The organism is Streptomyces sp. CB02959, assembly GCF_002803155.1.
Lineage (GTDB): Bacteria > Actinomycetota > Actinomycetes > Streptomycetales > Streptomycetaceae > Streptomyces.
The window spans coordinates 18,050-41,619 of the sequence record NZ_NNBP01000023.1 but is presented as its reverse complement, the minus strand read 5'-3'; the positions used below and the strand labels follow the sequence as shown (position 1 = coordinate 41,619).

The 23,570-nt window shown below is 72.1% G+C and carries 19 protein-coding genes; 10 read left to right on the top strand and 9 right to left on the bottom strand.

Annotated elements, in window-relative coordinates:
- Positions 1-8: 8 nt before the first annotated feature.
- Positions 9-1,106: a Ku protein gene (locus tag CG747_RS31660; RefSeq protein ID WP_100605411.1), complete on the top strand. Its 1,098-nt coding sequence runs from the start codon at positions 9-11 to the stop codon at positions 1,104-1,106.
- Between the two features lie 52 nt (positions 1,107-1,158).
- Positions 1,159-1,572, top strand: a complete 414-nt coding sequence (locus CG747_RS31655; RefSeq protein WP_100605294.1) for an RNA-binding S4 domain-containing protein — start codon at positions 1,159-1,161, stop codon at positions 1,570-1,572.
- Here CG747_RS31655 and CG747_RS31650 read toward each other — a convergent pair.
- Positions 1,569-2,054, bottom strand: a complete 486-nt coding sequence (locus CG747_RS31650) for a YchJ family protein (RefSeq protein ID WP_100605293.1) — start codon at positions 2,052-2,054, stop codon at positions 1,569-1,571. The genes CG747_RS31655 and CG747_RS31650 overlap by 4 nt on opposite strands.
- 194 nt (positions 2,055-2,248) lie before the next feature.
- Here CG747_RS31650 and CG747_RS31645 point away from each other — a divergent pair, with 194 nt between their 5' ends.
- The 3 genes from CG747_RS31645 to CG747_RS31635 all read left to right on the top strand — a co-directional run bounded on the left by CG747_RS31645 (position 2,249) and on the right by CG747_RS31635 (position 5,149).
- The gene (locus CG747_RS31645) at positions 2,249-2,443 is read left to right on the top strand and encodes a hypothetical protein (RefSeq protein ID WP_016576341.1); all 195 of its coding nucleotides are present in this window, start codon (positions 2,249-2,251) and stop codon (positions 2,441-2,443) included.
- Between the two features lie 161 nt (positions 2,444-2,604).
- The gene (locus CG747_RS31640) at positions 2,605-4,224 is read left to right on the top strand and encodes a hypothetical protein (protein WP_100605292.1); all 1,620 of its coding nucleotides are present in this window, start codon (positions 2,605-2,607) and stop codon (positions 4,222-4,224) included.
- Positions 4,225-4,507: 283 nt separating this feature from the next.
- Positions 4,508-5,149, top strand: a complete 642-nt coding sequence (locus CG747_RS31635) for a DUF4232 domain-containing protein (protein WP_100605291.1) — start codon at positions 4,508-4,510, stop codon at positions 5,147-5,149.
- Between the two features lie 254 nt (positions 5,150-5,403).
- Here the strand turns inward: CG747_RS31635 and CG747_RS31630 are convergent, their stop codons facing one another.
- Positions 5,404-6,909: a PLP-dependent aminotransferase family protein gene (locus tag CG747_RS31630; protein ID WP_100605290.1), complete on the bottom strand. Its 1,506-nt coding sequence runs from the start codon at positions 6,907-6,909 to the stop codon at positions 5,404-5,406.
- A 101-nt stretch (positions 6,910-7,010) separates the two neighbouring features.
- On the opposite strand from CG747_RS31630, the gene CG747_RS31625 reads away from it, so the two are divergent.
- Complete coding sequence (locus tag CG747_RS31625) at positions 7,011-7,697, top strand: YitT family protein (protein WP_100605289.1); 687 nt, start codon at positions 7,011-7,013, stop codon at positions 7,695-7,697.
- The gene (locus CG747_RS31620) at positions 7,694-8,494 is read left to right on the top strand and encodes a glycerophosphodiester phosphodiesterase (protein ID WP_180985780.1); all 801 of its coding nucleotides are present in this window, start codon (positions 7,694-7,696) and stop codon (positions 8,492-8,494) included. The genes CG747_RS31625 and CG747_RS31620 overlap by 4 nt, the downstream gene beginning before the upstream one ends.
- 326 nt (positions 8,495-8,820) lie before the next feature.
- On the opposite strand, the gene CG747_RS31615 is transcribed toward CG747_RS31620, so the two are convergent.
- On the bottom strand, positions 8,821-9,630 hold the full coding sequence (locus CG747_RS31615; protein ID WP_100605288.1) for a hypothetical protein: 810 nt from the start codon (positions 9,628-9,630) through the stop codon (positions 8,821-8,823).
- Between the two features lie 670 nt (positions 9,631-10,300).
- Here CG747_RS31615 and CG747_RS31610 point away from each other — a divergent pair.
- A complete protein-coding gene (locus CG747_RS31610; protein WP_100605287.1) occupies positions 10,301-11,356 on the top strand; it encodes a D-alanyl-D-alanine carboxypeptidase family protein in 1,056 nt (351 codons plus the stop codon).
- Between the two features lie 412 nt (positions 11,357-11,768).
- Here the strand turns inward: CG747_RS31610 and CG747_RS31605 are convergent, their stop codons facing one another.
- The 3 genes from CG747_RS31605 to CG747_RS31595 all read right to left on the bottom strand — a co-directional run bounded on the left by CG747_RS31605 (position 11,769) and on the right by CG747_RS31595 (position 16,876).
- Positions 11,769-13,181, bottom strand: a complete 1,413-nt coding sequence (locus CG747_RS31605; protein WP_100605286.1) for a DEAD/DEAH box helicase — start codon at positions 13,179-13,181, stop codon at positions 11,769-11,771.
- A gap of 603 nt (positions 13,182-13,784) precedes the next feature.
- A complete protein-coding gene (locus CG747_RS31600; protein WP_100605285.1) occupies positions 13,785-14,687 on the bottom strand; it encodes a hypothetical protein in 903 nt (300 codons plus the stop codon).
- Between the two features lie 332 nt (positions 14,688-15,019).
- On the bottom strand, positions 15,020-16,876 hold the full coding sequence (locus CG747_RS31595) for a ricin-type beta-trefoil lectin domain protein (RefSeq protein WP_257980874.1): 1,857 nt from the start codon (positions 16,874-16,876) through the stop codon (positions 15,020-15,022).
- A 981-nt stretch (positions 16,877-17,857) separates the two neighbouring features.
- Between CG747_RS31595 and CG747_RS31590 the strand changes: the two genes are divergently transcribed.
- Together CG747_RS31590 and CG747_RS31585 are read left to right on the top strand one after the other, a co-directional pair.
- Positions 17,858-19,198: an MFS transporter gene (locus tag CG747_RS31590; RefSeq protein WP_100605408.1), complete on the top strand. Its 1,341-nt coding sequence runs from the start codon at positions 17,858-17,860 to the stop codon at positions 19,196-19,198.
- A gap of 265 nt (positions 19,199-19,463) precedes the next feature.
- Positions 19,464-19,841, top strand: coding sequence for an RNA polymerase-binding protein RbpA (locus CG747_RS31585; RefSeq protein WP_100605284.1), 378 nt, complete (start codon positions 19,464-19,466; stop codon positions 19,839-19,841).
- Positions 19,842-20,010: 169 nt separating this feature from the next.
- On the opposite strand, the gene fxsA is transcribed toward CG747_RS31585, so the two are convergent.
- The 3 genes from fxsA to lnt are packed head-to-tail and all read right to left on the bottom strand — an operon-like array spanning position 20,011 to position 23,025.
- Positions 20,011-20,577 carry an FxsA family membrane protein gene (gene fxsA / locus CG747_RS31580; RefSeq protein ID WP_100605283.1) on the bottom strand — a complete coding sequence of 189 codons (567 nt, stop codon included), beginning with the start codon at positions 20,575-20,577 and terminating at the stop codon, positions 20,011-20,013.
- 34 nt (positions 20,578-20,611) lie between these two features.
- Positions 20,612-21,367, bottom strand: coding sequence for a polyprenol monophosphomannose synthase (locus CG747_RS31575; protein WP_100605282.1), 756 nt, complete (start codon positions 21,365-21,367; stop codon positions 20,612-20,614).
- Positions 21,367-23,025 (bottom strand): apolipoprotein N-acyltransferase, encoded by a 1,659-nt coding sequence (gene lnt / locus CG747_RS31570; protein WP_100605281.1) that lies wholly within the window; start codon positions 23,023-23,025, stop codon positions 21,367-21,369. Before lnt ends, CG747_RS31575 begins: the two co-directional genes overlap by 1 nt.
- Between the last annotated feature and the right edge of the window lie 545 nt (positions 23,026-23,570).

The window sequence follows — 23,570 nt, the reverse complement described above, 5'->3', positions numbered from 1 at the left end:
TGCAGATCATGCGATCTATCTGGAACGGGTCCATATCGTTCGGCCTGGTCACCATCCCGGTGAAGACCTACAGCGCCACCGACCGCACCTCGTCGGTCTCCTTCGTCCGCATCCACGACAAGGACGGCGCCCCCGTCCACTACCGCAAGATCTGCGAACTGGACGGCGAGGAGGTGCCGAACGAGGAGGTGGGCAAGGGCTATCAGCCGCCCGGCGACGACACGGTCGTACCGATCACCGACGAGGACCTCTCCCGCCTGCCGATGCCGACCGCCAAGACGCTGTCGATCCTCTCCTTCGTGGACCCCGCCGAGATCGACCCGCTCCAGCTGGACAAGGCGTACTACCTCGGCCCCAACGGGACCTCCGCCGCCAAGCCGTACGCCCTGCTGCGGGAGGCTCTGGAGCACCACGAGAAGGTCGCGATCGGCAAGGTCGCGATGCGCGGCCGGGAGACCCTGGCCATGCTGCGGGCGTACGACGGGGCGCTGCTGATGCACACCCTGCTCTGGCCGGACCAGATCCGCTCCGCGGACGGCATCGCACCGGAGGCCGTCAAGGTCCGCGAGAACGAGATGACGCTCGCCGAGATGCTGATGGACTCGCTGGGCGAACTGGACCCGGCCGAGCTCCACGACGACTACCGCGAGGCGGTGGAGGAACTCGTCGCCGCCAAACTGGAGGGCGGGGCCCCGGTCGCGCCGGACACCTCGGCCGCCCCCGGCGCCCGGGTCATCGATCTGACGGCGGCGCTGGAGAAGAGCGTCCGGGCCGCCCGCGGCGGCTCGCCGGGCACCGACGAAGCGGGTGCACAGGACGCCTCGGTCACCCCGATCCGGGGCCGCGGTCCGGCTGCCGGGAAATCCGCCGCGAAGAAGGCCCCCGCAGGTAGGTCGGCAGCCGGGAAGGGCGGCACCGGCACGGCTGCGGGCGGCAGGACCGCCGCGAAGAAGGCCGCCACCGGCAAAACCGCCACCGGCAGGTCGGGGGCGGCCGCGACCACCGCCGGGAAGGCCGCGGCGGACCGGAGCGCGACCGGGAAGACGGCGGCCGCGAAGCAGTCCCGGACCAAGCGCACCGCGAAGTCCGCCGCGGACCGGGCTTAGGGGCCGACCGCTCCCCGCCCGGCCGGGCGGCCCGTTCCTCTAGAGTCGCAGCATGGCTTCAGACGAGGGGATGACCACCGCCCGGGTCGACAGTTGGATCTGGTCGGTGCGGCTCACCAAGACGCGCTCGATCGCCGCGGCGGCCTGCCGGGCCGGACACGTACGCGTCAACGGCGAGCGGGTGAAGCCTGCGCACGGCGTGCGGTCCGGCGACGAGGTGCGGCTGCGGCAGGACGGGCGGGAGCGCATCGTGGTGGTGACCCGGCTGGTGCGCAAGCGGGTGGGCGCCCCGGTCGCCGTCGAGTGCTACGTCGACAACAGCCCGCCGGTGCCACCGCGCCAGGAGATCGCGGTCATCGCCGTCCGGGACCGCGGCGCGGGTCGGCCCACCAAACGCGACCGCCGCGAACTGGACCAGCTGCGCGGCCGGCTCGGCACCGGCCCGGAGTCCGACCAGCAGTCCTAGGTCGGGTCCGCGACCTGGGCGCCGTCGTCGGGCAGCGCATCCACGTAGACCCACCGGCCGTCCTCGCGGACGAAGCGGCTGTGCTCTTCCTGGCTGCCGGCGTGGCCGCGCACCGCGTAGTGCGCGCGGAAGGCGACCGTGCCCTCGGTGTGGAAGGCGCTGCCGCCGGTCGTGGCGAGGATCTCCAGGCCGGTCCAGCGCTGTACGGGGTCGAGTTCGAGGGTGGCCGGGCGGGTCGTCGAGTGCCAACTGCGCAGCAGATAGGCGGTGTCGCCGACGGCGAAGGCGCTGTAGCGGGAGCGCATCAGCCGCTCGGCCGTCGGGGCGGCGGCGTGCCTTTGGTGGAAGGGGGCGCAGCACTCCCCGTAGGACGCCTCGCGGCCGCACGGGCAGGGCGAGTTCTCGCTGACCGCGACGGGTGCGGGCGGCTGCTGCCGGGTCCGCTGCTTCGGGGATTTCGACGACTTCCTGGGCTTTGACACGCCATGATTGTGCCGGGTCCGGCGGGACGGATCGGCGGCGGGCGGGGTGTGTGCCGGGCAGGGTCTCACAGAGGCTGGACCGTTTGAGGGATTTCCCTGATAAATCCGCCATTTGCGGCTTTCCTTGGCTTGATACCAGCTGTGAGGCTGGAAGAACTCACGGTGACCGTCCCCACACCCAGGAGAGAACCCTCATGATTCTGTCCATTTCCGGCGTCGTCCTGCTCGGTGTCATCGTCTTCCTCTTCTTCCGCAAGGACGGCCTCAAGTTGTCCCACGCCCTGATCTGCGCACTCTTCGGGTTCTACCTCGCGGGATCGGCCATCGCGCCCAGCATCAAAGCCGGCGGGGCGAGCCTTGCCAGCCTCCTCGGCGGGATCAAGCTCTAGGGCCCGTCCGGGCGGGCCCTCGTCCCGCCCGTGGCGCGGCGCCGCCCCACCGCCCGTTCGGGCCCGCCCGTCCCGTCCGGGCGGCGGCGCGTGAGACCCGCCCCGGCTCGCCGCCCACGCCGAGCCGGCCCGCCGTCCCTACGAGCACCAGGAGAGAAGCTGTGGCCCGGCGCCCCCTGCCCCGCATCCTCACCGGCAACCCCCTGACCGGCAGCGCCCCGATCGCCCGCGGCCGCGAACTGGCGCGGACCGCGGCCGACGGCGCGACCGACGTGCTCCACCCGCTGATCACCGTCAGCCGGGGCCTGCGCCGGCTGGTGGTGGCCGGACGGGGACGCTGGGCCGCCACCCCCAAGGAGCAGCGGGGGCCGCTGTGCTTCGTGGCCGCGGGGGCGGTGCTGCTCGTGACGCTGGTGCCGTACGGTCCGCTGCTCGCGGTGATCGCGGTGACGGCGGTGGCGGCCTGGGTGGGCCGGGACCGGACGCCGGTGGCGGAGGACACCGGCCCGAGCGAGGCGGAGACCGAGCGCCTGCGGGCCCTCTACGAGGCGCTGGTGCCGCACTTCTCCGCCGAGGGCGACCTCAGCCCCCTCTACTCCCATGACGGCGACTGGCAGCGGGCGTTCACCGAGTACGCCTTCGACGACGACGGGCGGCCGGCGCGGCTGCAGCTGAAGTACCCGGCGTACTTCCCCGACGGTGACGACCGGTCCCGGGTCGGCATCGAGCAGCTGCTGCACGCCAAGTCCGGCCGCGGCCGGGAGTGCCGCTTCGACTGGGACGAGGAGGCCAACCAGCTGGTGATGACGGCGCTCGGCCCGCTGCCGACGGACGTCGCGGCGCAGCGTTTCGTGACCTCTCCGGGGGAGACGGTGCTCGGCTTCACGGACGCCGATTCCGTGCAGCGGACGCTGCCGGTGTTCGGCGGGGGCGCGACCCGGGACGTGCCTCCTGTGGTGTGGCGCACCGGCCGGCGGTCCACCGAACCGCATCTGCTGGCGCTGGGGCAGCCGGGCGCCGGCGTGACGACGCTGCTGCGCTCGCTCGCGCTCCAGGCGCTCCGGCACGGGGACGTGCTGGTGATCGACGGTGGCGGCGCCGGTGAGTTCGGGTGCCTGGCGGGGCGGCGCGGGGTGCTGGCCGTGGAGAGCGGACTGGCCGGCGCGGCGGCGGCGCTGGAGTGGGCGGCGCACGAGACCGAGCGGCGGCTGGTCGCCGCCAACCGGGCGCAGCAGGCCGGGCAGCCCGCGCCGGAGGACACCCGGCGCCCGCTGTGGATCATCGCGGACCGGCTGACGGCGCTGTCCCATCTGGCGGCGGTGGAGGGCCGGGACGACCCGCAGCGGCTGCTGCAGGTCCCGCTGCGGCACGGTCGGGCGGCCCAGGTGACGGTGGTGGCGGCCGACCAGTTCGAGACCGCCGAGCTGCTGACCGATCCGGTACGGACCCACACCAAGGCGCGGATCGCGCTCGGGCCGGCCACCGCCGAGGAGGTGCGGGGGGTGCTGGGTGTGCCGCCGCACACCACGCCGCTGGCCCAGGTGCCGCCGGGCCGCGGCTACGCCCGGCTCGGCACCGGCCCCGTACTCCGGCTCCAGGTGCCGGCCACCCCCGACCCGTTCGACGAGGCCACCGGGGAGACGCACCGGCGGGCGGTCCTGGCACTGCTGCCGGAGCGGACCAGCACCGCGCCGGACGATGCCCGGCCGGTGTCCTTCGCGAAGCCCACGGACGCCGCCGACGACCCGACGTCCGTGGGCGGCAGGCACGGCGCGACCTGACGTCACGTCGCTGAACTGTCCACCGAGCCGAACCGCAACGCTGTCACCAGGGCAGACAATGCTGCCACCGGGGCAGGCGCGTGGGCGCCGGGGCACCGAAAGGGGCGTAACGGGATGCCCGTTGCTCCCATTCGTAGGGATCATGTGACCGGTCTGCAACGGCGGTGTGGTGGAAGGCGGCGCAGGCGTCAACCCGGTTCACAGCCCTGCCATAGTGATCAAGGAAGTCCTGAGCAGCCGAAGCGGCTGCGGCTTCAACCAGTGGATATCAAGGGGTTTTTACATGTCCGGCAACCGCCGTAAGGCATTTCTCGTCTCTGCAGCCCTCGTCGGCTGCACCATGCTGATGACGGCGTGCCAGGACACGAACTCCGGTGCCTCGCAGGGCTCTTCGCCCGCTGCCTCGTCCGACGCGTCGGCCGCGGGCGGCGGGAAGGACTCCGCGGCGAAGGGCTCCGACGGGCAGGGCACGCCTGCCGGGACAGGCTCCAACGAGAACGGCAAGATCGGCAAGTGCCGCACCGACGAGCTGAAGGTCACGGCGAAGGACGGCACCGTCACCGGCGACGCCGACGGCACCGTCGCGGTGGAGCTGAAGAACGGCAGCGGTCGGGACTGCGCCATGTCCGGGTACGCGGGCGTCGACCTGAAGACCAACGCGGGGTCGCTGTCCGCGAAGCGCACGGGCGAGAAGGCCGACTCGATCGTCCTCAAGGACGGGAAGTCGGTGTTCTTCGGCGTGCACTACCCGGTCAACACGTCGGGCGGCTCCGGCGTCCGCATCACGGGGCTGGTGGTGACCCCGCCGGACGAGACCAAGTCGGTCACCCTCAACTGGCCGGGCGCCGGCTCGCTGCCCGTCACACAAGGCACCGACTCCCCGGTGAAGGTCGGCCCGCTCGGCAGCGCCGGCCAGGGCGGCTGACCCGCACGCTTCCGGGCACTCCTGACGAAGACCACGGGTTCGGGCCCCACCGCGTGTGCGGTGGGGCCCGCGCCCGTAGGACGGTCGATACGGCCACCCGTACGCGGCCACACCGCCGACGTCCGTAGAGCCGATGGACCGTCCACCACGGCCCGCACTCCGACGCAAGTCCCTTCTCCAGGGCGCCAGTTAGCCCGCCGACGCGCCCCGGCACGCATCGCGGCGCGAGCGCCCGGCCGCCCGCCTCCCCGGGCTCAGGCCACGAACGCCTGCGGCGGCTCCGCCTCCACCGACACCCCGGTCGCCACCAACTGCGCCGCCCTGGCCAGCCGTACCGCGGCCTCGTCGGCGACCGCGCCGCTGACCGTGAACGGCAGCCGCACGAAGCCCTCGAAGGCACCGTCCACGCCGAACCGCGGCCCCGACGGCACCCGGACCCCCAGCCGCTCCCCCGCCTCCGCGATCCGGGAGCCGGACAGCCCGCCGGTCCGGGCCCACAGCGTCAGACCGCCGTGCGGGACGCTGAACTCCCAGTCGGGCAGGTGCCGGTGGAGCGCCTCGACGATCGCGTCGCGGTTCTCCCGGGCCTGCGCACGGCGGATCCGGACGGCCTCCTCCCACCCGCCGCTCTCCAGGAGGGAGGCGATGGCGAGCTGTTCGAGGACGGGCGAGCCGAGGTCCGAGTAGGCGCGGGCGGCGACCAGGCTGCGGATGATGTCGGGCGCGGCCCGCACCCAGCCGATCCGCATCCCCGCCCAGAACGCCTTGCTGGCCGAGCCGACGGTGATCACGGCGCTGCCGGCGGGGTCGAACGCGCAGACCGGGCGGGGCAGTTCGATGTCGGCGTCGAGCACGATCTCGGTCATGGTCTCGTCGACGACGAGCAGCGTGCCGGCCGAGCGCGCGGCGTCCACGAGCCGGCGGCGCTGGTCCTCGGTGGCGAGACTGCCGGTGGGGTTGTGGAAGTCGGCGACGACGTAGGCCATCCGGGGCGCGGCGTCGCGCATGACCTGGCGCCAGACCGGGACGTCCCAGCCCGTCAGCCGCTCGCCGAGGGCGACCGGGACGAGTCGGGCGCCGGCGTCGCGCATCAGTTGGAGGATGTTGGCGTACGAGGGCGAGTCGACGGCCACCCGTTCGCCGGGGCCGGTGCACAGCCGGCAGATCGCGGCGACGGCGCCCATCGCGCCGGTGGTGACCATGATCTGCTCGGGCATGGTGGGGATGCCGCGGGCGGTGAAGCGGTCGGCGAGGGCCTGGCGCAGTACAGGCAGGCCGGCCGGGTAGTCGCCGTGGGTGTGGGCGTAGAGCGGCAGGTCCGCCATCGCGCCCTGGACGGCGCGGGTGAGCCACGGCTCGGGGGCCGGCAGGGCGGCGCAGCCGAGGTCGATCATCGAGCCGGCGGCCTCCGGCGGGAGCGGTTCCAGGCCGCGGGTGGGCAGCGGGTTGCCCGCCGGGACGGCGGTCCAGCTGCCCGAGCCGCGCCGGGACTCCAGGAACCCTTCGGCGCGCAGCGCCTCGTAGGCCGCGGCGACGGTGGTGCGGCTGACGCCGAACGCGGCGGCCAGTTCGCGTTCGGCGGGGAGCCGGGCGGCGACCGGTACCCGGCCTTCGAGGACGAGCCGCCGGACGCCGTCGGCGAGGGTGCGGTAGGCGGGCAACTTGCGCCCGTTGGCGGTGAGTTCGGCGGCCCGCGGGTCCTGCGACCGGAGTAGCCGGGCAAGTTGGGGCGCACCCACCGCAGAAGTCCACTGCGCCATAAAGATCAGTCCACCTTCCGCAAATTGGCTCTACATCCGGAGACCGGACATGCCACATGGTGACACGCACCAGTCCAATCTTGCCAGGAGGGGAACGCGTCATGTCCATCACCCAGGGGTCCGGCACCGGGCGGCCGCACCTGCCGCGCCGGCTCGCACAGCTCTACGCGGGGCTGGTGCTGTACGGCCTGAGCATGGGCCTGATGGTCCGCGCCGGACTGGGCCTGGAGCCGTGGAGCGTGCTCAACCAGGGCATAGCGCGGCATACCGGACTGTCGATCGGCACCGTCACGATCCTCTCCGGGGCGCTGATCCTGCTGCTGTGGATCCCGCTGCGGCAGCGCCCGGGCCTGGGCACGGTCTCGAACGTGGTGATCCTGGGGCTCGTCATGGACGGGACACTGGCACTGGTCCCCGCGGTGGACCCGTTGGCGGTCCGCATCCCGCTGCTGGCGGCCGCGGTGGTCCTCAACGGCGCCGCGACCGGCCTGTACATCACGGCACGGTTCGGTCCGGGCCCGCGCGACGGGCTGATGACCGGGCTGCAGCAGCGCACCGGGCGCCCGGTGCGGCTGGTGCGGACCTGCATCGAGGTGACCGTCCTCGCCGTGGGCTTCGCGCTCGGCGGCTCCCTCGGCGTCGGCACGGTGGTGTACGCGCTGGCCATCGGGCCGCTGGCGCAGTTCTTCCTCCGCCACTTCGCGATCAAGGGACTGCCGGAGCGGCCGTCCACAGTGGTGGCCCGCTCCCCCGAGCCGTCACCGGAGCGCGCGATACTGCCGGAGTGACCCCTGCGATACGCCTCCGCCACCCCTACCTCGACCATCCCGGCCCACTGCCCTTCGCCCACCGGGGCGGGACCGCGGACGGCCTGGAGAACACCGCCACCGCCTTCCGCCGCGCGGTGGACCTCGGCTACCGCTATCTGGAGACCGACGTCCACGCCACGGCGGACGGCGCGCTGGTGGCCTTCCACGACGCGACCCTGGACCGGGTCACCGATTCCCGCGGCGCCATCGCGGCCCTCCCCTGGCGAGCGGTCCACCGGGCCCGGGTCGCCGGCCGGGAGCCACTTCCGCTGTTCGAGGAGCTGCTGGAGGAGTTCCCCGAGGCCCGCTGGAACGTCGACCTGAAGGCGGAGGGCGCCCTGGAGCCGCTGCTGGCCCTGCTGCGCCGCACCGGTGCCTGGGACCGGGTGTGCGTCGGCTCGTTCTCCGAGAGCCGGGTGGCCCGGGCGCAGCGCCTGGCCGGCGGCCGGATGGCGAGCTCGCTGGGCACCCGCGGAGTGGCCGGGCTGCGGCTCCGCTCGTACGGGCGCGGGGCGCTGCCGCTGGACCGGCTGCTGGGCGCGGCGGTGCGGCGCAGCGCGGTCTGCGTCCAGGTCCCCGAGCGGCAGTCCGGGCTCCGCGTCGTCGATCCGCTGTTCCTGCGCGCCGCGCACGCGCTGGGCATGCAGGTCCACGTGTGGACGGTCAACGACGCGGACCGGATGAGAGCCCTGTTGGATCTCGGCGTGGACGGCATCATGACCGACCACCTGGAGACGCTGCGCACGGTGATGACCGAGCGGGGATGCTGGGTCTAGGGGTTCCGTTCCGGGGTACTTCTCAGCCCCGAGCACCGAGGCGACCCGCGACTCCGCGCAGATCCGCTCAGCCGCCCGGGCGCCCCGGCAGCCCGTCCCGGTCGACCGGGAGGTAGACCGGTAGGAAGACCGGCAGTGGTCCAGGACGACGTCGTCCTGGACCACTGGCTGCCAGGTGCTCGGCGAGCTGATGACGCGGCGTCGAGGACGAGGCAACGGGGCATCGACGACGGGGCGTTCGCGCCCGAAGCAGATGCGCTCGGGGCAGTCGACCCTGTGGCGGCGTGGGCGGCTCGAGCCCTGTTCCGCCGCTCCGCGGACGCGACCTACGCAGGCACCCTCATGCGCACCTTCACCACCGAGTCGGTGCCCACATTGACGATGTAGAGGTCGTCACCATCCACCGCCACACCGCGGGGATCCTTGAGGCCGGTGGCGACGGTTTCGTGGTGCGAGGGGTCCTTCCCGTCCTTTTTCGCTCTCACCACCGAGCCGGCCTGGTCCTGCGTGATGTAGAGGTACTCGCGGTCCTTCGCCACACCACTGGGAAGGTCGAGGCCGGTGGCAATGGTGACGGGTTCCGACTTCACCTTTTTCACCCTCGCCACCGAGCCGTCCTCCAACTTGGTGATGTAGAGGTACTCGCCGTCCATCACCATGCCGGCGGGTCGGTCGACGCCGGAATCGGCGATGACGGTGGGGTGCGTGGCTTCCGACCCGTCCTTTTTCGCCTTCATCACCGAGTCGTGGGGCGGCGGCGGAATTTTGCTCGTGACGTTGGTGAGGTAGAGGAACTTGCCATCCACCGCTACGCCTCCGGTGTCGTCGAGGCCGCTGGCGATGGTTTCGTGGTGCGCGGGGGCCGACCCGTCCTTTTTCACCCTCACCACCAAGCGCTGATCCGCTCTGGTGTCGGTGTAGACGTACTCTCCGTCCACAGCCACAGCCGTGGGCATGCCGAGGCCGGTGGCAATGGTGACGGGGGCTGAATTCACGTCCCTCTTGTTCACCCTCACCACCGAGCCCGAGCCGGCCGTCGCGGAGTCGCCCCACTGGGTGATGTAGAGGTAGTCGCCCTCCAACGCTACGCCGAAGGGCTTTTTGAGGCCGTCGACGATGGGGGTGATGTCGTTCATGGTCCCTGCTTTCCGGTGCGTTGTGACGTGCGGCGGACCGGCCGGCCTGGCGGTTCGGCGCGTGGCCCGATCGGTTCAGGGACGTAGCGCACAAGGTCGCATAAGAGGCCGGCCGGAATTCGACGGAAACGTGCCGTAGGCGTGCCGTCAGCCCAAGAACCAGGTGCCCGCATCTACTGCGGCTGCCCGTTCGGGCCGTATTCCGGCAGGCCCCCTGTGTCAGCGCCGATGCGTCAGCACGGACGTCAGGTCGGCTCTACACCTTTGGCACATGCCACAAGCATTCCCGCCGACGGGCGGGTCCGCACGTCGAGACGTCCGCCCGGGCGACGGATACCACCTGTCCGACCCCCGCACCTCGCCGCCATGGGCGCGTTTCCCGGGGCGTTTTTCTTCACCGACAAGCGGGCGCCGTAGCATCCGCCGCGGAACCACCGGATATCGCCGACCCACGGCGACGCGCGAACCAGTCGCGCGAAACCGGCGCCGGCAAGAGGCCGTTCCGACGCCGACGCTTGGACGTCATGCACAACGCATCCACACAGGCAAGCACTGTTGCCTGACCATGACATAGCCGGCTTGACAGTCACCGCTATCGCCCAAATAGGTTCATTATGAACCGAATTCCCACTACGCGTCGGCGTCGCTACGCCGGCAGGAGGAACGCCCCATGGGTTCCCATGCACGCCCCAACCGAATACACCGCACCGGAGTCCGGATCGCGATGGTCGCACTTGTCGGTGCCGCCCTGCCGATCAGCGCCGGTGGCCTGGCCGAGGCGGCCACTCCCGGCGCCACGCACTCCGCGGACGAGAACGGCCAGCAGGGCAGTGGGGCCACCACAACGGGCGGCAGGAACCAGCACGCGTCGCAGCAGTCCCAGTCCCCCCAGGCCGGGCAGCACACCGCCAGGCACCGGGCCGCCGTCGCGCAGGACCAGGACGCTCCCCGGATCAACGCCGACCACGCCTTCCTGCTGGACGCCCGGGACGGCAGCCAGGAGCGGGAGTTGTGGGCCGGGGCCAAGGCGGACGAGAGTGTGCCGATGGCCAGCACCACCAAGATCATGACTGCCGTGGTGGTACTCAAGCACCCCGAGTGGCTGGACCGGCAGATCACGGTGAAGCAGGAGTACCGGGACTACGTCCAGAAAGTCGGCGCCAGCACCGCCGACCTCCAGACCGGCGACACGCTGACCGTCCGTCAACTGCTGCACGCCATGCTGATCCCGTCCGGCGCGGACGCCGCGCGGGCCCTGGCCGACAACTTCGGCTCCGGGGACACCGAGGACGCGCGGATCGCCGACTTCGTGAACCAGATGAACGCCGAGGCGCAGCAACTGGGCATGACCGGAACGCACTTCGACGGCGTCGACGGCTTCACGCACGGAAACAACCACAGCACCGCCCGCGACCTGGCCAAGCTCGGTCAGCGCGCGATGCTGCAGCCGGTGTTCGCCGACGTCGTGAAGAACAAGCAGTTCAAGACCGAGGCCCCGGCGGCCAACGGCCACACCCGGTACTACACCTGGGTCAACACCAACGAGCTGCTGAGCACCTACGACGGCGCCCTCGGCGTCAAGACCGGCACCGGCCCGGAGGACGGCTACTGCCTCGTCTTCGCCGCCGAGCGGGACGACCGCACCCTGATCGGCGTGATCCTCAAGGACGACCAGGGCCGTTTCGACGACGCCACCAAGATGCTCGACTGGGGCTTCGCCCACTGAGCAGGCAGCGCACCCGGCGCTGAGCGCGCACCGCGGGCGGCACCGCCGGGCCCTGCCCCAGCCCCACGGCACCGCCGTCTGCGCAGGCTCCGGGATCGTTCTGCCACTGCGGGGGCCTGCCCGCCGCCAGATCACATCCCGGCCGTCGCCGTCCATGACGGCCGGGTTGTCCGCACAGCCGCGCAGCCGTGGCCGGGGAGCACGGGACGCTGGGGCACAGCGTGGCCGACGGCGTTCAGCGGTCCGCATACGCACCCGAGCCGATCCCCGTCGAGGGCCCTCGGCACACTCCCCGGATCTCCCACCGCAGCCGCCCTGAAACTTGCTCGGCGCGTCCCCCACCACCGCACCCGCGTCCAGCCAGGCGCCTCCATGGCCGGGCAGACGCCGTACCGCCGCAGGGCGGTGGCTGTCAGTTGCCGCGCCGCACCCGGGCCGCCTTGCGGGCCTCGGCGAGCTTGCGCGCCTCGTTTGCCTTGCGGGACTTGCCGCCGGTGCCGCGAGGGGTGTCCTTGCTGGTGCCCAGGCCGCGGAAGGGGGTGTTGGTGTTCTTGGGCCGGGATGCGGCGGGCCCACCGTCGAGCGGGATGCCGGAGGGGACCTTGGCCCCGGTGATCCGGCTCAGCTCCGCCTCGCCCGAGCGCACCTTGGTGATCGTCGGCTCGATACCGGCCTCGGCGGTCAGCCGGCTCATCTCCCGGCGCTGGCCCGGCAGCACCAGCGTGACGACGCTGCCGGACTCACCGGCCCGGGCAGTGCGGCCCGCACGGTGCACATAGTCCTTGGGGTCGGTGGGCGGGTCGACGTTCACCACGAGATCGAGGTCGTCGACGTGCAGCCCACGGGCCGCGACATTGGTCGCCACCAGAACGGTGACCTGGCCGTTCTTGAACTGGGCGAGGGTCCGTGTGCGCTGCGGCTGGGACTTGCCGCTGTGCAGGGCCGCGGCGTGCACTCCGTTGGCCCGCAGATGCCGGGTGAGCTGGTCGACGGCGTGCTTGGTGTCCAGGAACAGCAGTACGCGGCCGTCGCGGGCGGCGATCTCTGTGGTGACGGCGTACCGGTCGGGGCCGTGGACGACCAGCACATGGTGGTCCATCGTCGTGACCGCACCGGCGGACTGGTCGACCGAGTGGACGACCGGGTCGTGGAGGTAGCGGCGGACCAGGTGGTCGACGTCGCGGTCCAGGGTGGCCGAGAACAGCATCCGCTGGCCGTCGTGGTGCACCTGGTCGAGCACCTCGGTGACCTGCGGCAGGAAGCCCATGTCACACATCTGGTCGGCCTCGTCCAGGACGGTGGTCCGTACCCGTCCCAGGCGGCAGGCCTTGCGCTCGATGAGGTCGTGCAGACGGCCGGGCGTGGCGACGACGACCTCGGCCCCGTCGCGCAGCGCGGCGACCTGCCGGCCGATCGACATGCCGCCGACGACCGTGGCCATCCTCAGCCGGAGCGCGTCGGCATACGGCGCGAGCGCCTCCGTCACCTGTTGGGCCAGCTCCCGGGTGGGCACCAGGATCAGGGCGAGGGGCTGCTTCGGCTCCGCACGCCGCCCGGCCGTCCGTACGAGCAGCGGCAGGCCGAAGGCGAGTGTCTTGCCCGATCCCGTGCGCCCGCGCCCCAGGACGTCGCGTCCCGCGAGGGCGTTGGGCAGCGTGGCCGCCTGGATCGGGAAGGGCTCGCGCACACCGCGCTCGGTGAGCGTTCGCAGCACCTCGGCCGGCAGTTCCATGTCGGCGAAGGCGACCGCGGGCACCGTCGGGGTGGGGGTCACTGGCCGAGCGGGGTCGCCGTGCGAGGTGCCGGGGCGGTCCGGGTGGTTCATGAAGAGCCTTCCGCATGGCGAACGTACCGAGGAAGGCCCGGCAGGAACGAGCAGCCGACGAACAAGGGGAACCGCACGGACGGAGTCGCCAGCCGTCACTGCCGTCCAAACGTTGGAGGATAACACAACGTGACATTCCGGCCCGACGCTGCGGCGCTGATCACCCCGCCTGCGTCGGTGACGCGACACAGGCCGAGAGCCATTCCCGGCGTGCCCGGTCGCGGCGCAGTCGTCACGGAAGTGCGGTCGGAGCCAGCCGCGGCCACCAACAGCGAAGGTCCCTCCCCAGGGGGAAGGGACCTTCTGATGGAGCGCCCGGCAGGCCTTGCACCTGCATCTCCCACCGGTTGGTGGACGTCTTTCCTTGGACCACAGACGCGCGTCTCCGTCCGCTGTCCGCGGGCCGAAGCTTCACCATGATCATATCGGATCTGCGGGGCCGTTCCGCCCACCTCCGCACCCGGGCCGGACTGGGCCCGCGCCGCCCGCCTGCTGCGCGGTACGAGCGGCGAGGCGGCTCGGGGTCCCGGACACGGGGAACGGCAGCCCACAGCCGCAGCCACAGCAACAGCAACAGGACCGGTGCCCTGGACGAGACACGTGTCAGGCCGGCCTGGAACTCCTTTCCGGGAGCCGCCAGCCGAAGGGCGTCAGTTCTCGCTCCCAGCCGGGCGACCCGGTCAGTGCGTCGGCGGCCTCGGGCGTGCGCACCAGACAGCGGTGGCGCAACAGCTCGCGCCGTTCGCCGGGCGTCAGGAGTCTCTCCTCGGGGCTGAGATTCTCCGGGTGGTCGGGGTGCAAGTCGGCGCTGCCGTCGATCGGGCGGTCCCCCGTCACGTTGAGCCGATCGCCGGCCGGAGTCCGGTAGTCGAGCCGGAAGCCGGTGCGCCACTGGGAATTGCCGCCCCAGCCCTGGGACAGGTCGACCGTCGGCCGGTGGTGGCGCCGAAAGGTCCAGTACAGCGGCGAGCGGTCCGCGACGCCGCGCTGTGCGTACTCGACGCCGGCGCGGATCCGTACGCCGGCCCGGTTGAACAGCAGTCGGCCCAGCATGAGTCCGGGCCAGCGGAGCTCGGTGACCTCGATCGGCGCGTACGGGTTGTCGGCCTGTTCGACCTCGACGATCTCGTGGAGGAACGGATCGAACGCGTCGCCGTCCTCGAACGGCGTCATGCCGAGCGAGGTGAACACGTCGAGGTACTCGCGCTCCGAGAGCAAGGGTCGCGGGTGCGGGGAGCCGGGCCCGTGGGAGGGAGACTGGAAGGCGAGCAGCAGCCGGTCGCTGACCCGGTGCAGGGCGTAGAGCTCCCACACCAGTTCCCGCCCGTCGGGCTCCGTTCCCTTCTCGGCCCACCAGGAGCCGTCTTCGGCCGCCGTGGCCAGCCAGGCGCGATAGTCGCCCTGGGCCCGATCGAGCCACGGCACGACGATCGTCTCGTACGGCTCCGGCCCCTCGTACCGCGTCAGCGCCTCGTACAGTTCCCGCGCGTCCACCCCGTAAGACATGCCAGGAACCTACGGGAGATGGCGGGGGGGGCGGGCGTCTGGCCGGTGACACACGACCGGGGCGAAGACCGCTGGGACGCGGGCTTTCCTCCAGCGTTCGGCGACGGCGACGGCGACGGCGACGGACCAGGACGCCACGCCCCCCTCGGGCAGTGCCGCCGGGGGCAGACGCTTGACGTGGTCACTCACGGCGCGCTCCTTCCGGGAGCAGCGTGCCGACCGGTGTGCGTTCGGCCTCGCTCCGCTGGGCATCGAATGCGCGCCCGGGCCGACGTGCAGTCGGCCCGGGCGGCCCGCTGGGGTTCACGGGGCGGGGCGGCAGGGGGCAGGGATCAGGGGTCCACCACGCTCCAGCGCTGGGCCAGGATGTCGTTGCACGGGGCGAGGCGGACGCTGCCGCGGTCGGCGTCGGGGGCCAGCAGGCAGAGGTGGTTGGCTTCGTTGCGGTAGCGGATGGTGCCGTCCGCGTAGGTCTCGGCCAGCCAGCGCTGGCCGGCCCCGTCGACGCCGCGTGCGTCGTCACACGTCCGCAGCATGGCGTCCGTCAGCTCTGTGGCGTGCTCGTCGCGGGTGCCCAGGCACCGGTTGTCGCCGTCCAGGCTCTGGAAGCGCACCAGGTTGTCACCGGGGCTGACGGGCTGGATGTTCCAGCCGAAGTCCTTGCGCTCGTAGAGCAGCCAGTAGATCCACCACCAGTTGGGCGGACGGGGTTGGGTGTAGATAGCGGTCCCGGGAAAGGATCCGTTGCGCATGCGGCCGCCCATGAAGGCGGATTCCAGGCGTACGTTGTCGGCGGCCGTGGGCCAGTCCTTGGGCAGTGCCACGGCGTTGTCCCACCAGCGCTGGGCGATGTCGTCGGTGCACGGCGACGCGGTCACCTGCCCCTTGGACGGCGTCAGGCAGAGGTCGGGGAAGGCCACGTTCCGCCACAGCTGCGGTCCCCCGTTGTCCTGGTTCCACTCCGGATCGGGCCGCGGGTCGCTGGTCGTCCACTGCGCCCGCGGGTCGTCACACGGACCGACGACGACCCGGGAGGCGGACGCGTCCCGGCGGGCCTTCGGCGCTATGGAGGGGCAGCCGCCCCCTATGACGAACCGGATGCTGTGGGCGCCCGCGGCGGTGGTGGACATGGTCAAGGTCTGGTTGTTGTCGTTGCGGGCGGGTCCGACCCCGATCGAGTTGTCCTGGTTCAGCTGCATCACGCTGCCGGTGGCCGTGGCCATTTGAGTGGAGCCGGTGTGCGCCGGGACGGTCGTCTGGGGCGGCGGTGGCGTCCGGTTGAAGTGCACCTCTGTGTGGTCGGATCCGGCACCGCGGGGGCGGGTCGCGGTGAAGCCCAGCAGGCCGTGCGTGACCGCGTAGTCCAGCTCGCTGAGCGTGCGGCCGTTGATGTACGTCGGCTGGCCGGTGCGCAGCAGGTTCTCGTCGGCGCGCAGGCGCAGCGACTGGTTGCGGGCCTGGGCGTCGGTGCGGTTGAGGATGTTCAGGTTGAAGTCGCCGACCAGAACCCAGTTCCGGCCTCGCTGGTCGCTCCTGGCGGCGAAGTTGCGGACCTGGTCGAGCAGTCCGGGGCGGCCGTTTCGGCCGACCACGTCTTCGCCACGGGCGTGGGTGTTCCAGTACCAGGTGTTCCCGAACCGCAGACCGAGCAGCGGACGTGCCCGGTAGCGGTTGTTCGGGGCGCCCGGGTCCGGGTCGTAGGACGGGTTGTCCAGCACTTCGACCTGGCTGGCCCGGGTGTCGCTGACGGTCGCCAGGTTCGTCCGGCCGCCGTCCCAGGTGTCCTGGTCGGTCCCGGTGATCCTGCGGGGGTCGGTCTGGAGGAAGTACACGTAGCGGTCGACGTTCCTGGTCCGCCAGCGCGAGAACGTGACGAAGTTGGGCTGGTTGAAGGGGCGGGTTCTGTTGATCCGCATCCGGCGGAAGTTGGCCCGGCGGAAGTCCGGCGGCGCGGGCGGCCCGGAGCCGGCCTCCTGCAGCGCCACCAGCGGGACCTGCCTGGCCAGCGGCGCGATCTCCGAGCGCCACCGGGAGCCGTTGCCGGAGCCGCGCATGTTGTACGTGGCGAACGGCGAAGTGCCGTCGCCCTCCACAGCGCGCGCCGGCGCAGCGGCCAACGGAACGGTCAGCAGGGCCGCCACTGCGCCCAGGACGGCGACCACGGCGGTGATCCATCGTCGTGACCGCACTCGCGTCCTCGTGGTTCGCAGGGTCGCCAGGGTCTGCGGCTGGTTGCCTCTACTCAACGATCAAGCCTCTCCTGTCGGCCCCCGCGCCGGGCGGCGCGGGGGACTGCCGAAGCCACCAACTCCCCGTGGCGGCACCGTGCTGCCGTACCGGCAGCGGAACGGGACCGGGGTCGCCCCGGCCCGCTGTCGAGCGGGTGGTGCACGGACCGTCGAACGAGCGGTCGCCGGCCCGTCGGTCGCAGGAGACGGGAGGCCGCGGTCGCGCGGTTCAGGACCCCGTCGATTTCCGGCCCCTCCCCGCCCCCCCCCGCGTCCCGTGCCGGCCTTCAGACGACTGGCCAGCGCGAATGGAACCGCGAAGTTCGCGCACACGCTCGACTCAGCGTCCCGACGCCACGGCCCCGGATTGCCCCGGGCAGGCGCCCCGGCCTGCCGATACACCCCCTCGGACCGAACTCCGTTGATTCGACGGGACGTTGTCCTTAATCAGGGGACCGTGGCAGGCAGGAGAAAAGGGCAGCAGCGTGGCGGCGGCTTCCGGGCACGAGGGCGGGTCGCACGGCCGGGCGCGGCGCACGACCGACCGGCGGGACGTCCACGGAACAGGAACACGAAACAGGGAACAACACCTCGCGCGAGGGCGCCTGTTCACAGGTGACGACGGCCATGGAGCGGCCTATCGTCAAGATCTTGCAGGGACGCAGGGGGACGACCAGGGGGGCGAGTTGAGCGCGGGAGCGGCTCGGAGTGCCCTACGGGAGCGCACATTCCGCCAAAGCCCTCCCATTTGATCTTGCAATGGGTTGTCATGGCAGCGCTCGGAGCTGTAGTGGTGATCACGACTCAAACGACCACACGGAGACGCTGCGCACGGTGCCGGCCGAGCGGGGACGCCGGGGCCAGGCGCGCCTGTCCTCGCGGTCCCGGTCCGCCGCGCGGTGACGGGGACCGACGACGGGGGTACGGGTGCAGGGCACACAGATGGCGGCCGGGGCCGCGACGGGGGCGGCGCAGGCCGCGCGCCGCCGGGAGCAGCGCGGCTGGTACTTCTACGACTGGGCGATCAGCGTCTACTCGACCAGCGTGCTGACGGTCTTCCTCGGCCCGTACCTCACCTCGGTCGCCAAGGCCGCGGCGGACGCCGAGGGCTTCGTGCACCCGCTGGGCCTACCGGTCCGGGCGGGCTCGTTCTTCGCGTACACAGTCTCGGCGTCGCTGCTGCTGTCGGTGCTGGCGATGCCGGCGGCCGGGGCGCTGGTGGACCGGACCGGCCGCAAGAAGCCGCTACTGGGGTGCTGCGCCTACACGGGGGCGGCGGCGACCACGGGCCTGTTCTTCCTGGACGGCGACCGCTATCTGCTGGGCGGCGCGCTGCTGATCGTCGCCAACGCCTCGTTCGTGGTCGCGATGATGCTCTACAACTCCTACCTGCCGCAGATCGCCGACCCGGACGAGCGCGACGCGGTCTCCTCGCGCGGCTGGGCCTTCGGCTACGCGGCCGGCTCGCTGGTCCTCGTCGTCGACCTGGCGCTGTACGCCGGGCACGAAACCGTCGGGGTCTCCGAGGGCACCGCGGTGCGGATCTGCCTGGCGACGGCGGGGCTGTGGTGGGGCGGCTTCGCACTGATCCCGCTGCGGCGGCTGCGCGACCGGCCGGCGACCGGCGGCAGCGCCGGTTCCGGCGCGGGCCGGCACCAGCTGCGGGAGACCCTGCGCGACATGCGCCGGCACCCGCTGACGCTCGCCTTCCTCCTCGCCTACCTCGTCTACAACGACGGCATCCAGACCGTGATCACCCAGGCGTCCGTCTTCGGCTCCGAGGAGCTGGGGCTGGACCAGACCACGCTGATCGTGGCGGTCCTGCTGGTGCAGGTGCTGGCCGCCGCGGGCGCCCTGCTGATGGGCCGGCTGGCCCGGACCCACGGCGCCCGGCGGACCATCCTGGGGTCGCTGGTGGCGTGGACGCTGACGATCGCCGCGGGGTACTTCCTGCCCGCCCGGGCGCCGGTGTGGTTCTTCGCGCTGGCGGCCGGGATCGGGCTGGTGCTGGGCGGCAGCCAGGCGCTGTCCCGCTCCCTCTTCTCGCATCTGATCCCGCGCGGCAAGGAAGCGGAGTATTTTTCCGCGTACGAGATGAGCGACCGCGGGGTGAGCTGGTTGGGGCCGCTGGTGTTCGGGATGGCGTACCAGCTGACCGGGAGCTACCGGGATGCGATCGTGTCCCTGGTGGGGTTCTTCGCGCTCGGGTTCGTCCTGCTGGCGCGGGTGCCGGTGCGGCGGGCGATCGCGGCTGCCGGCAATCCGGTACCTGACCGGATTTAGCCCTTGAGGGCGCGGGGCGGTAGTGTACGCCTTTGGCTCACCAGGCGGACCGTTACTGCGCGCTCAACACCTTGAGGCGCTGGGTGACATCTGCTGCCAGATGTGACAAACCGGGCGTTGGTGGGTACAACAAGGGGCGGCACGACGGGCGACGCAGGCGACGTATGTCCCGATGACGGGAATCTTCACCGCCGACCGGACGTTGACCGGATGACGACGACAGCGACACCTGTCCTGTGGGCGACAAGCCCGGGAGGCACGATTCATGAGTGAGCGAGCTCTCCGCGGCACGCGCCTCGTGGTGACCAGCTACGAGACCGACCGCGGCATCGACCTGGCCCCGCGCCAGGCGGTGGAGTACGCATGCGAGAACGGACATCGTTTTGAGATGCCGTTCTCGGTTGAGGCCGAGATTCCGCCGGAGTGGGAGTGCAAGGTTTGCGGTGCACCCTCACTTCTGGTGGATGGGGATGGTCCTGAGGAGAAGAAGGGCAAGCCCGCGCGTACGCACTGGGACATGCTCATGGAGCGGCGGACCCGCGAGGAGTTGGAGGAGGTGCTGGCCGAGCGGCTGGCCGTCCTGCGCTCCGGCACCATGAACATCGCCGTGCATCCGCGCGACACCAACCGCAAGTCCGCCTGACCTGCGGACCGAACCAAGCGGCACACAAGGGCCGGTACCACCGTACTGACGGTGGTACCGGCCCTTGCCGTGCGTCATGAACCGCGTGCCATGCGTCACCGCGCCCGACAGCCGCACCGTTCCCGGTCGGACGCCGAGTGCGCCCGGCCGGAAGCGGTGCGGCGCGGTGTCAGCGGGTGAGCGGCGGGTCCTGGCGGCGGGCGGCCGGCGGGTCGTCGGGGTGGATCACCTCGCCCGGGACGACCTTGCCGTCCGGGCGGTGCATACGCGCCTGCTGGTAGGCGTCGCCGAAGGACCCGGTGGTGAAGCCCGGCCGGGTCAGCAGCTTGTCGGCGCGGCGCAGGATCAGCCGCCCGGTCGGCGGGAAGAGGCAGAGCAGCCCGAGCACGTCCGAGAGCAGGCCCGGCACCATCAGCAGCAGCCCGCCGACCATCGGGAGGGTGTTGCCGGTACCCGCGGAACCGGTCTCGCGGGGTGCTTCGGGGGTGCCGCCGGTCTGCAGGGCGCCGGTGAGGTTGCGCCAGGCACGGCGGCCGGCCCGTTTGATCACCGCGCCGCCGACCACTACCCCGGCGAGCAGCAGCAGGAAGACCGTCAGGCCGTTGGTGGCGCCGGCGACCACCGTCAACAGCCAGATCTCCAGCACCATCCACGCGGCGACGCCCAACGGGACGAACCGGCGGGCGCGCGAACGAGGCGGGCGGGGACTCGGCGGTGGCGTGGCTCCGAACGTCATGCCCCCAGTGTGCCTGGCCCGGCCCGCCCGGGGGTCAGCGGCCGCGGATCTTGCTCACCTTGGAACCGACACCCCAGGCCGTGATCCGCCAGAGCGCCTCCACGACGATGTCGCGGTTCATCTTGCTGTCGCCCAGCTCCCGGTCGACGAAGGTGATCGGGACCTCGACGACGTGGTAGCCGGCCTGGACGGCCCGCCGGGCCAGGTCGACCTGGAAGCAGTAGCCCTGGGAGGCCACCTCGTCCAGGCCCAGGCCCTGCAGCGTCTCCACCCGGAAGGCGCGGAAGCCGCCGGTGACGTCGCGGATCGGGACGTCCAGCATGACGCGGGAGTAGGTGCTGCCGCCGCGGGAGAGGACCTCGCGGTACTTGGGCCAGTTCACGACCCGGCCGCCGGGCACCCAGCGCGAGCCGAGCACCAGGTCGGCGCCCTTGAGGGCGGTGAGCAGCCGGGGCAGTTCCTCGGGCTGGTGGGAGCCGTCGGCGTCCATCTCGACCAGTACGCCGTGGCCGTTGTCGGTGCCCCAGCGGAAGCCGGCGAGGTAGGCGGCGCCCAGCCCCTCCTTGCCCTTGCGGTGCAGGACGTGGACCTGGTCGTCCGCGGCGGCGAGTTCGTCGGCGAGTTTGCCGGTGCCGTCCGGACTGTTGTCGTCCGCGATGAGGACGTGCGCCTCGGGGACGGCCGACCGAACCCGCGAGACGATCGGCTTGATGTTCTCCGCCTCGTTGTACGTCGGAATGATCACCAACGTGCTGCCGAGCGGACCGTACTGCCGCTGACCGTCTGTCACTACTGCCCCTTCTCGTCCTTCGTACGCCTGCGACGGCCGGCGATGACGGCGGCCCCGCAGGACAGGAGGCCCACGATAGCGAGCACCCACTCGGGAGCCGCGCCAACGCGGTCGGCCAGCGTCGTTTCGTCGCGCAGAGGGATGCGGGCCGAGACCACGCCCTGGGTGAATTCGGGAATCTGGTGCGTAACGGTCCCGTCGGGGGCCACCACCGCGCTGATCCCGCTGGTGGCCGCGGTGACCACGGCCCGGCCGTGCTCGACGGCCCGCAGCCTGGACATCGCGAGCTGCTGCTCGGGCTGGCCGGTGCGCCCGTAGGTCGCGTTGTTGGTCTGGATGACCAGCGCGCGGGCTCCCGACCGGACGGTGTCGTGGACGATCTCGTCGTAGGCGACCTCGAAGCAGATGACGTCGCCGAGCTTGGCCGGGCCGACCTTCAGCAGACCGGTGTGGTCGCCCGGGTAGAAGTCGCGGGGCACCCGCTTGAAGCGCGTGATGATCTTGCTGAGCTGGTCCCGGAACGGCACGTACTCGCCGAACGGCACCGGGTGCTGCTTGGTGTACGAGGCGCCCGGACCGGTCCTGGGGTCCCAGACGATGCCCTCGTTGAAGACGTAGCCGGGCTTGGTCGGGTGGTCGACCAGGGCCCCGACGAGGACCGGCACGCCGATCGCCTTCACCGCCTCGTCTATCCGGTCGTACGCCTGCGGGAACTGGAAGGGGTCCAGGTCGGAGGAGTTCTCCGGCCAGATGACCAGGTCCGGCTTGGGCACGCGGTGGTTGCGGACGTCGTCGGCGAGCTTCTCGGTGGCGGCGGCGTGGTTGTCCAGGATCTTCATCGGGCGGCCCAGGAAGTCCATACCGGGCTGCTGGACGTTGCCCTGCACCACCGCGATCCGGACGGTGTCGTCGGCCTTGGTGGGGACCGGGACCGCCAGGCCGGCCACGGTGACCGCGGCGGCCAGCCCGAATGCTTCCAGGGTCCGCACCATGGCGCGCTGACCGCCGCCCCGGCGCATCGCCCACAGGGCGCCCGCGGAGGCGGCCAGCAGCGCACCGGCCAGCGCGACCGCGAAGGTCACCAGCGGGGCACCGCCGAGCGCGGCGAGCGGGGTGAACGGCGAACCGGTGTTGGCGAAGGCCAGCCGGCCCCAGGGGAAGCCGCCGAACGGCAGCCGGTCCCTGGCCCACTCCTGGGCGACCCACAGGCACGCGGCCCACAGCGGCCAGCCCGGCAGCCGGGAGGTGAGCGCCAGCCCCGCCCCCAGCATCACGACGAACAGCGACTCGGCGACGGACAGGCCCACCACCGCGTCCCAGCCGACCACGTGCAGCCACTTCAGCAGCAGCAGGAAGAACGGCAGGCCGAACGCGAAGCCGGTCCAGGCGCCCTGGCGGGCCCGGCGGCCGCGGGTCAGCAGCGCCAGCGCGGCCACCGCGACCAGGGACAACGGCCACAGGCCGTAGGGCGGGAAGGCGAGGCCGAGGGCGAGACCCGCGACGACCGCGAGGGCGGTGCGCAGCGCCTCGCGGCGGGCCAGCGCGGCCAGCCGGCGGGCCCGTCCGGGGCGGTCGGCGCCGGTCGCGGTGGACGGCGCCGGCCCGTCGGGCGCGGTGCCGCGTTCGGCTGCGGCGGTGGTGTCGGAACCCGATGGCACGGTCGCGGGCCTTCCTGCAGGTCGTCCGGTTGTCAGCTGACCGTACATCGGAGGGCCGAAGGTGCGGGGGTGGGGTGCGCGGACCGTACGCGGACCGCGGGGCCGGGCGGCGGGCGGGCCGGGCGGCGCGGGGCACCGGCGTCCGGAGCGTGGCCGGGGGGTGTGCGGGGTGCGGATCGGGGCCCGGCGCCCTTCGGGCCGGCCTGGGATCCGCTGGCTGCGGGTCGACCGAGAGCCGTTGTCTACTGAGCGCCGGGCCCCACCCGGGTCGCACCTGCCGACCGACCTCGCCATCGCCCTGGCGCTGGACCTGGCTCCCAGTGGCGGTGTGCCGGATGGCTCGCCGCCCCATGGCCCAGCTGCGTTCGACGGCTGCGCGGAGGTCTCCCGGTCGGACGTCCTGTGGTGGACTCGGCCGAACCTACCGGCCGACCGGCGCCTGCTGTCAACAGTCGCTCCGCCTGCGTCGTTTTCGCGTCGTCCCAGGTCAGTGCCGAGCCTTCCCAGGTAGGGCGGGCAGGTTCGGGCACGGGGTCCGGCGCCAC

Coding starts and splice junctions, on each gene's coding strand:
- CG747_RS31660 (WP_100605411.1), top strand. CDS start 9: ATGCGATCTATCTGGAACGGGTCCATATCGTTCGGCCTGGTCACCATC.
- CG747_RS31655 (WP_100605294.1), top strand. CDS start 1,159: ATGGCTTCAGACGAGGGGATGACCACCGCCCGGGTCGACAGTTGGATC.
- CG747_RS31645 (WP_016576341.1), top strand. CDS start 2,249: ATGATTCTGTCCATTTCCGGCGTCGTCCTGCTCGGTGTCATCGTCTTC.
- CG747_RS31635 (WP_100605291.1), top strand. CDS start 4,508: ATGTCCGGCAACCGCCGTAAGGCATTTCTCGTCTCTGCAGCCCTCGTC.
- CG747_RS31630 (WP_100605290.1), bottom strand. CDS start 6,909: ATGGCGCAGTGGACTTCTGCGGTGGGTGCGCCCCAACTTGCCCGGCTA.
- CG747_RS31625 (WP_100605289.1), top strand. CDS start 7,011: ATGTCCATCACCCAGGGGTCCGGCACCGGGCGGCCGCACCTGCCGCGC.
- CG747_RS31615 (WP_100605288.1), bottom strand. CDS start 9,630: ATGAACGACATCACCCCCATCGTCGACGGCCTCAAAAAGCCCTTCGGC.
- CG747_RS31610 (WP_100605287.1), top strand. CDS start 10,301: ATGGGTTCCCATGCACGCCCCAACCGAATACACCGCACCGGAGTCCGG.
- CG747_RS31605 (WP_100605286.1), bottom strand. CDS start 13,181: ATGAACCACCCGGACCGCCCCGGCACCTCGCACGGCGACCCCGCTCGG.
- CG747_RS31600 (WP_100605285.1), bottom strand. CDS start 14,687: ATGTCTTACGGGGTGGACGCGCGGGAACTGTACGAGGCGCTGACGCGG.
- CG747_RS31590 (WP_100605408.1), top strand. CDS start 17,858: ATGGCGGCCGGGGCCGCGACGGGGGCGGCGCAGGCCGCGCGCCGCCGG.
- CG747_RS31585 (WP_100605284.1), top strand. CDS start 19,464: ATGAGTGAGCGAGCTCTCCGCGGCACGCGCCTCGTGGTGACCAGCTAC.
- fxsA (WP_100605283.1), bottom strand. CDS start 20,577: ATGACGTTCGGAGCCACGCCACCGCCGAGTCCCCGCCCGCCTCGTTCG.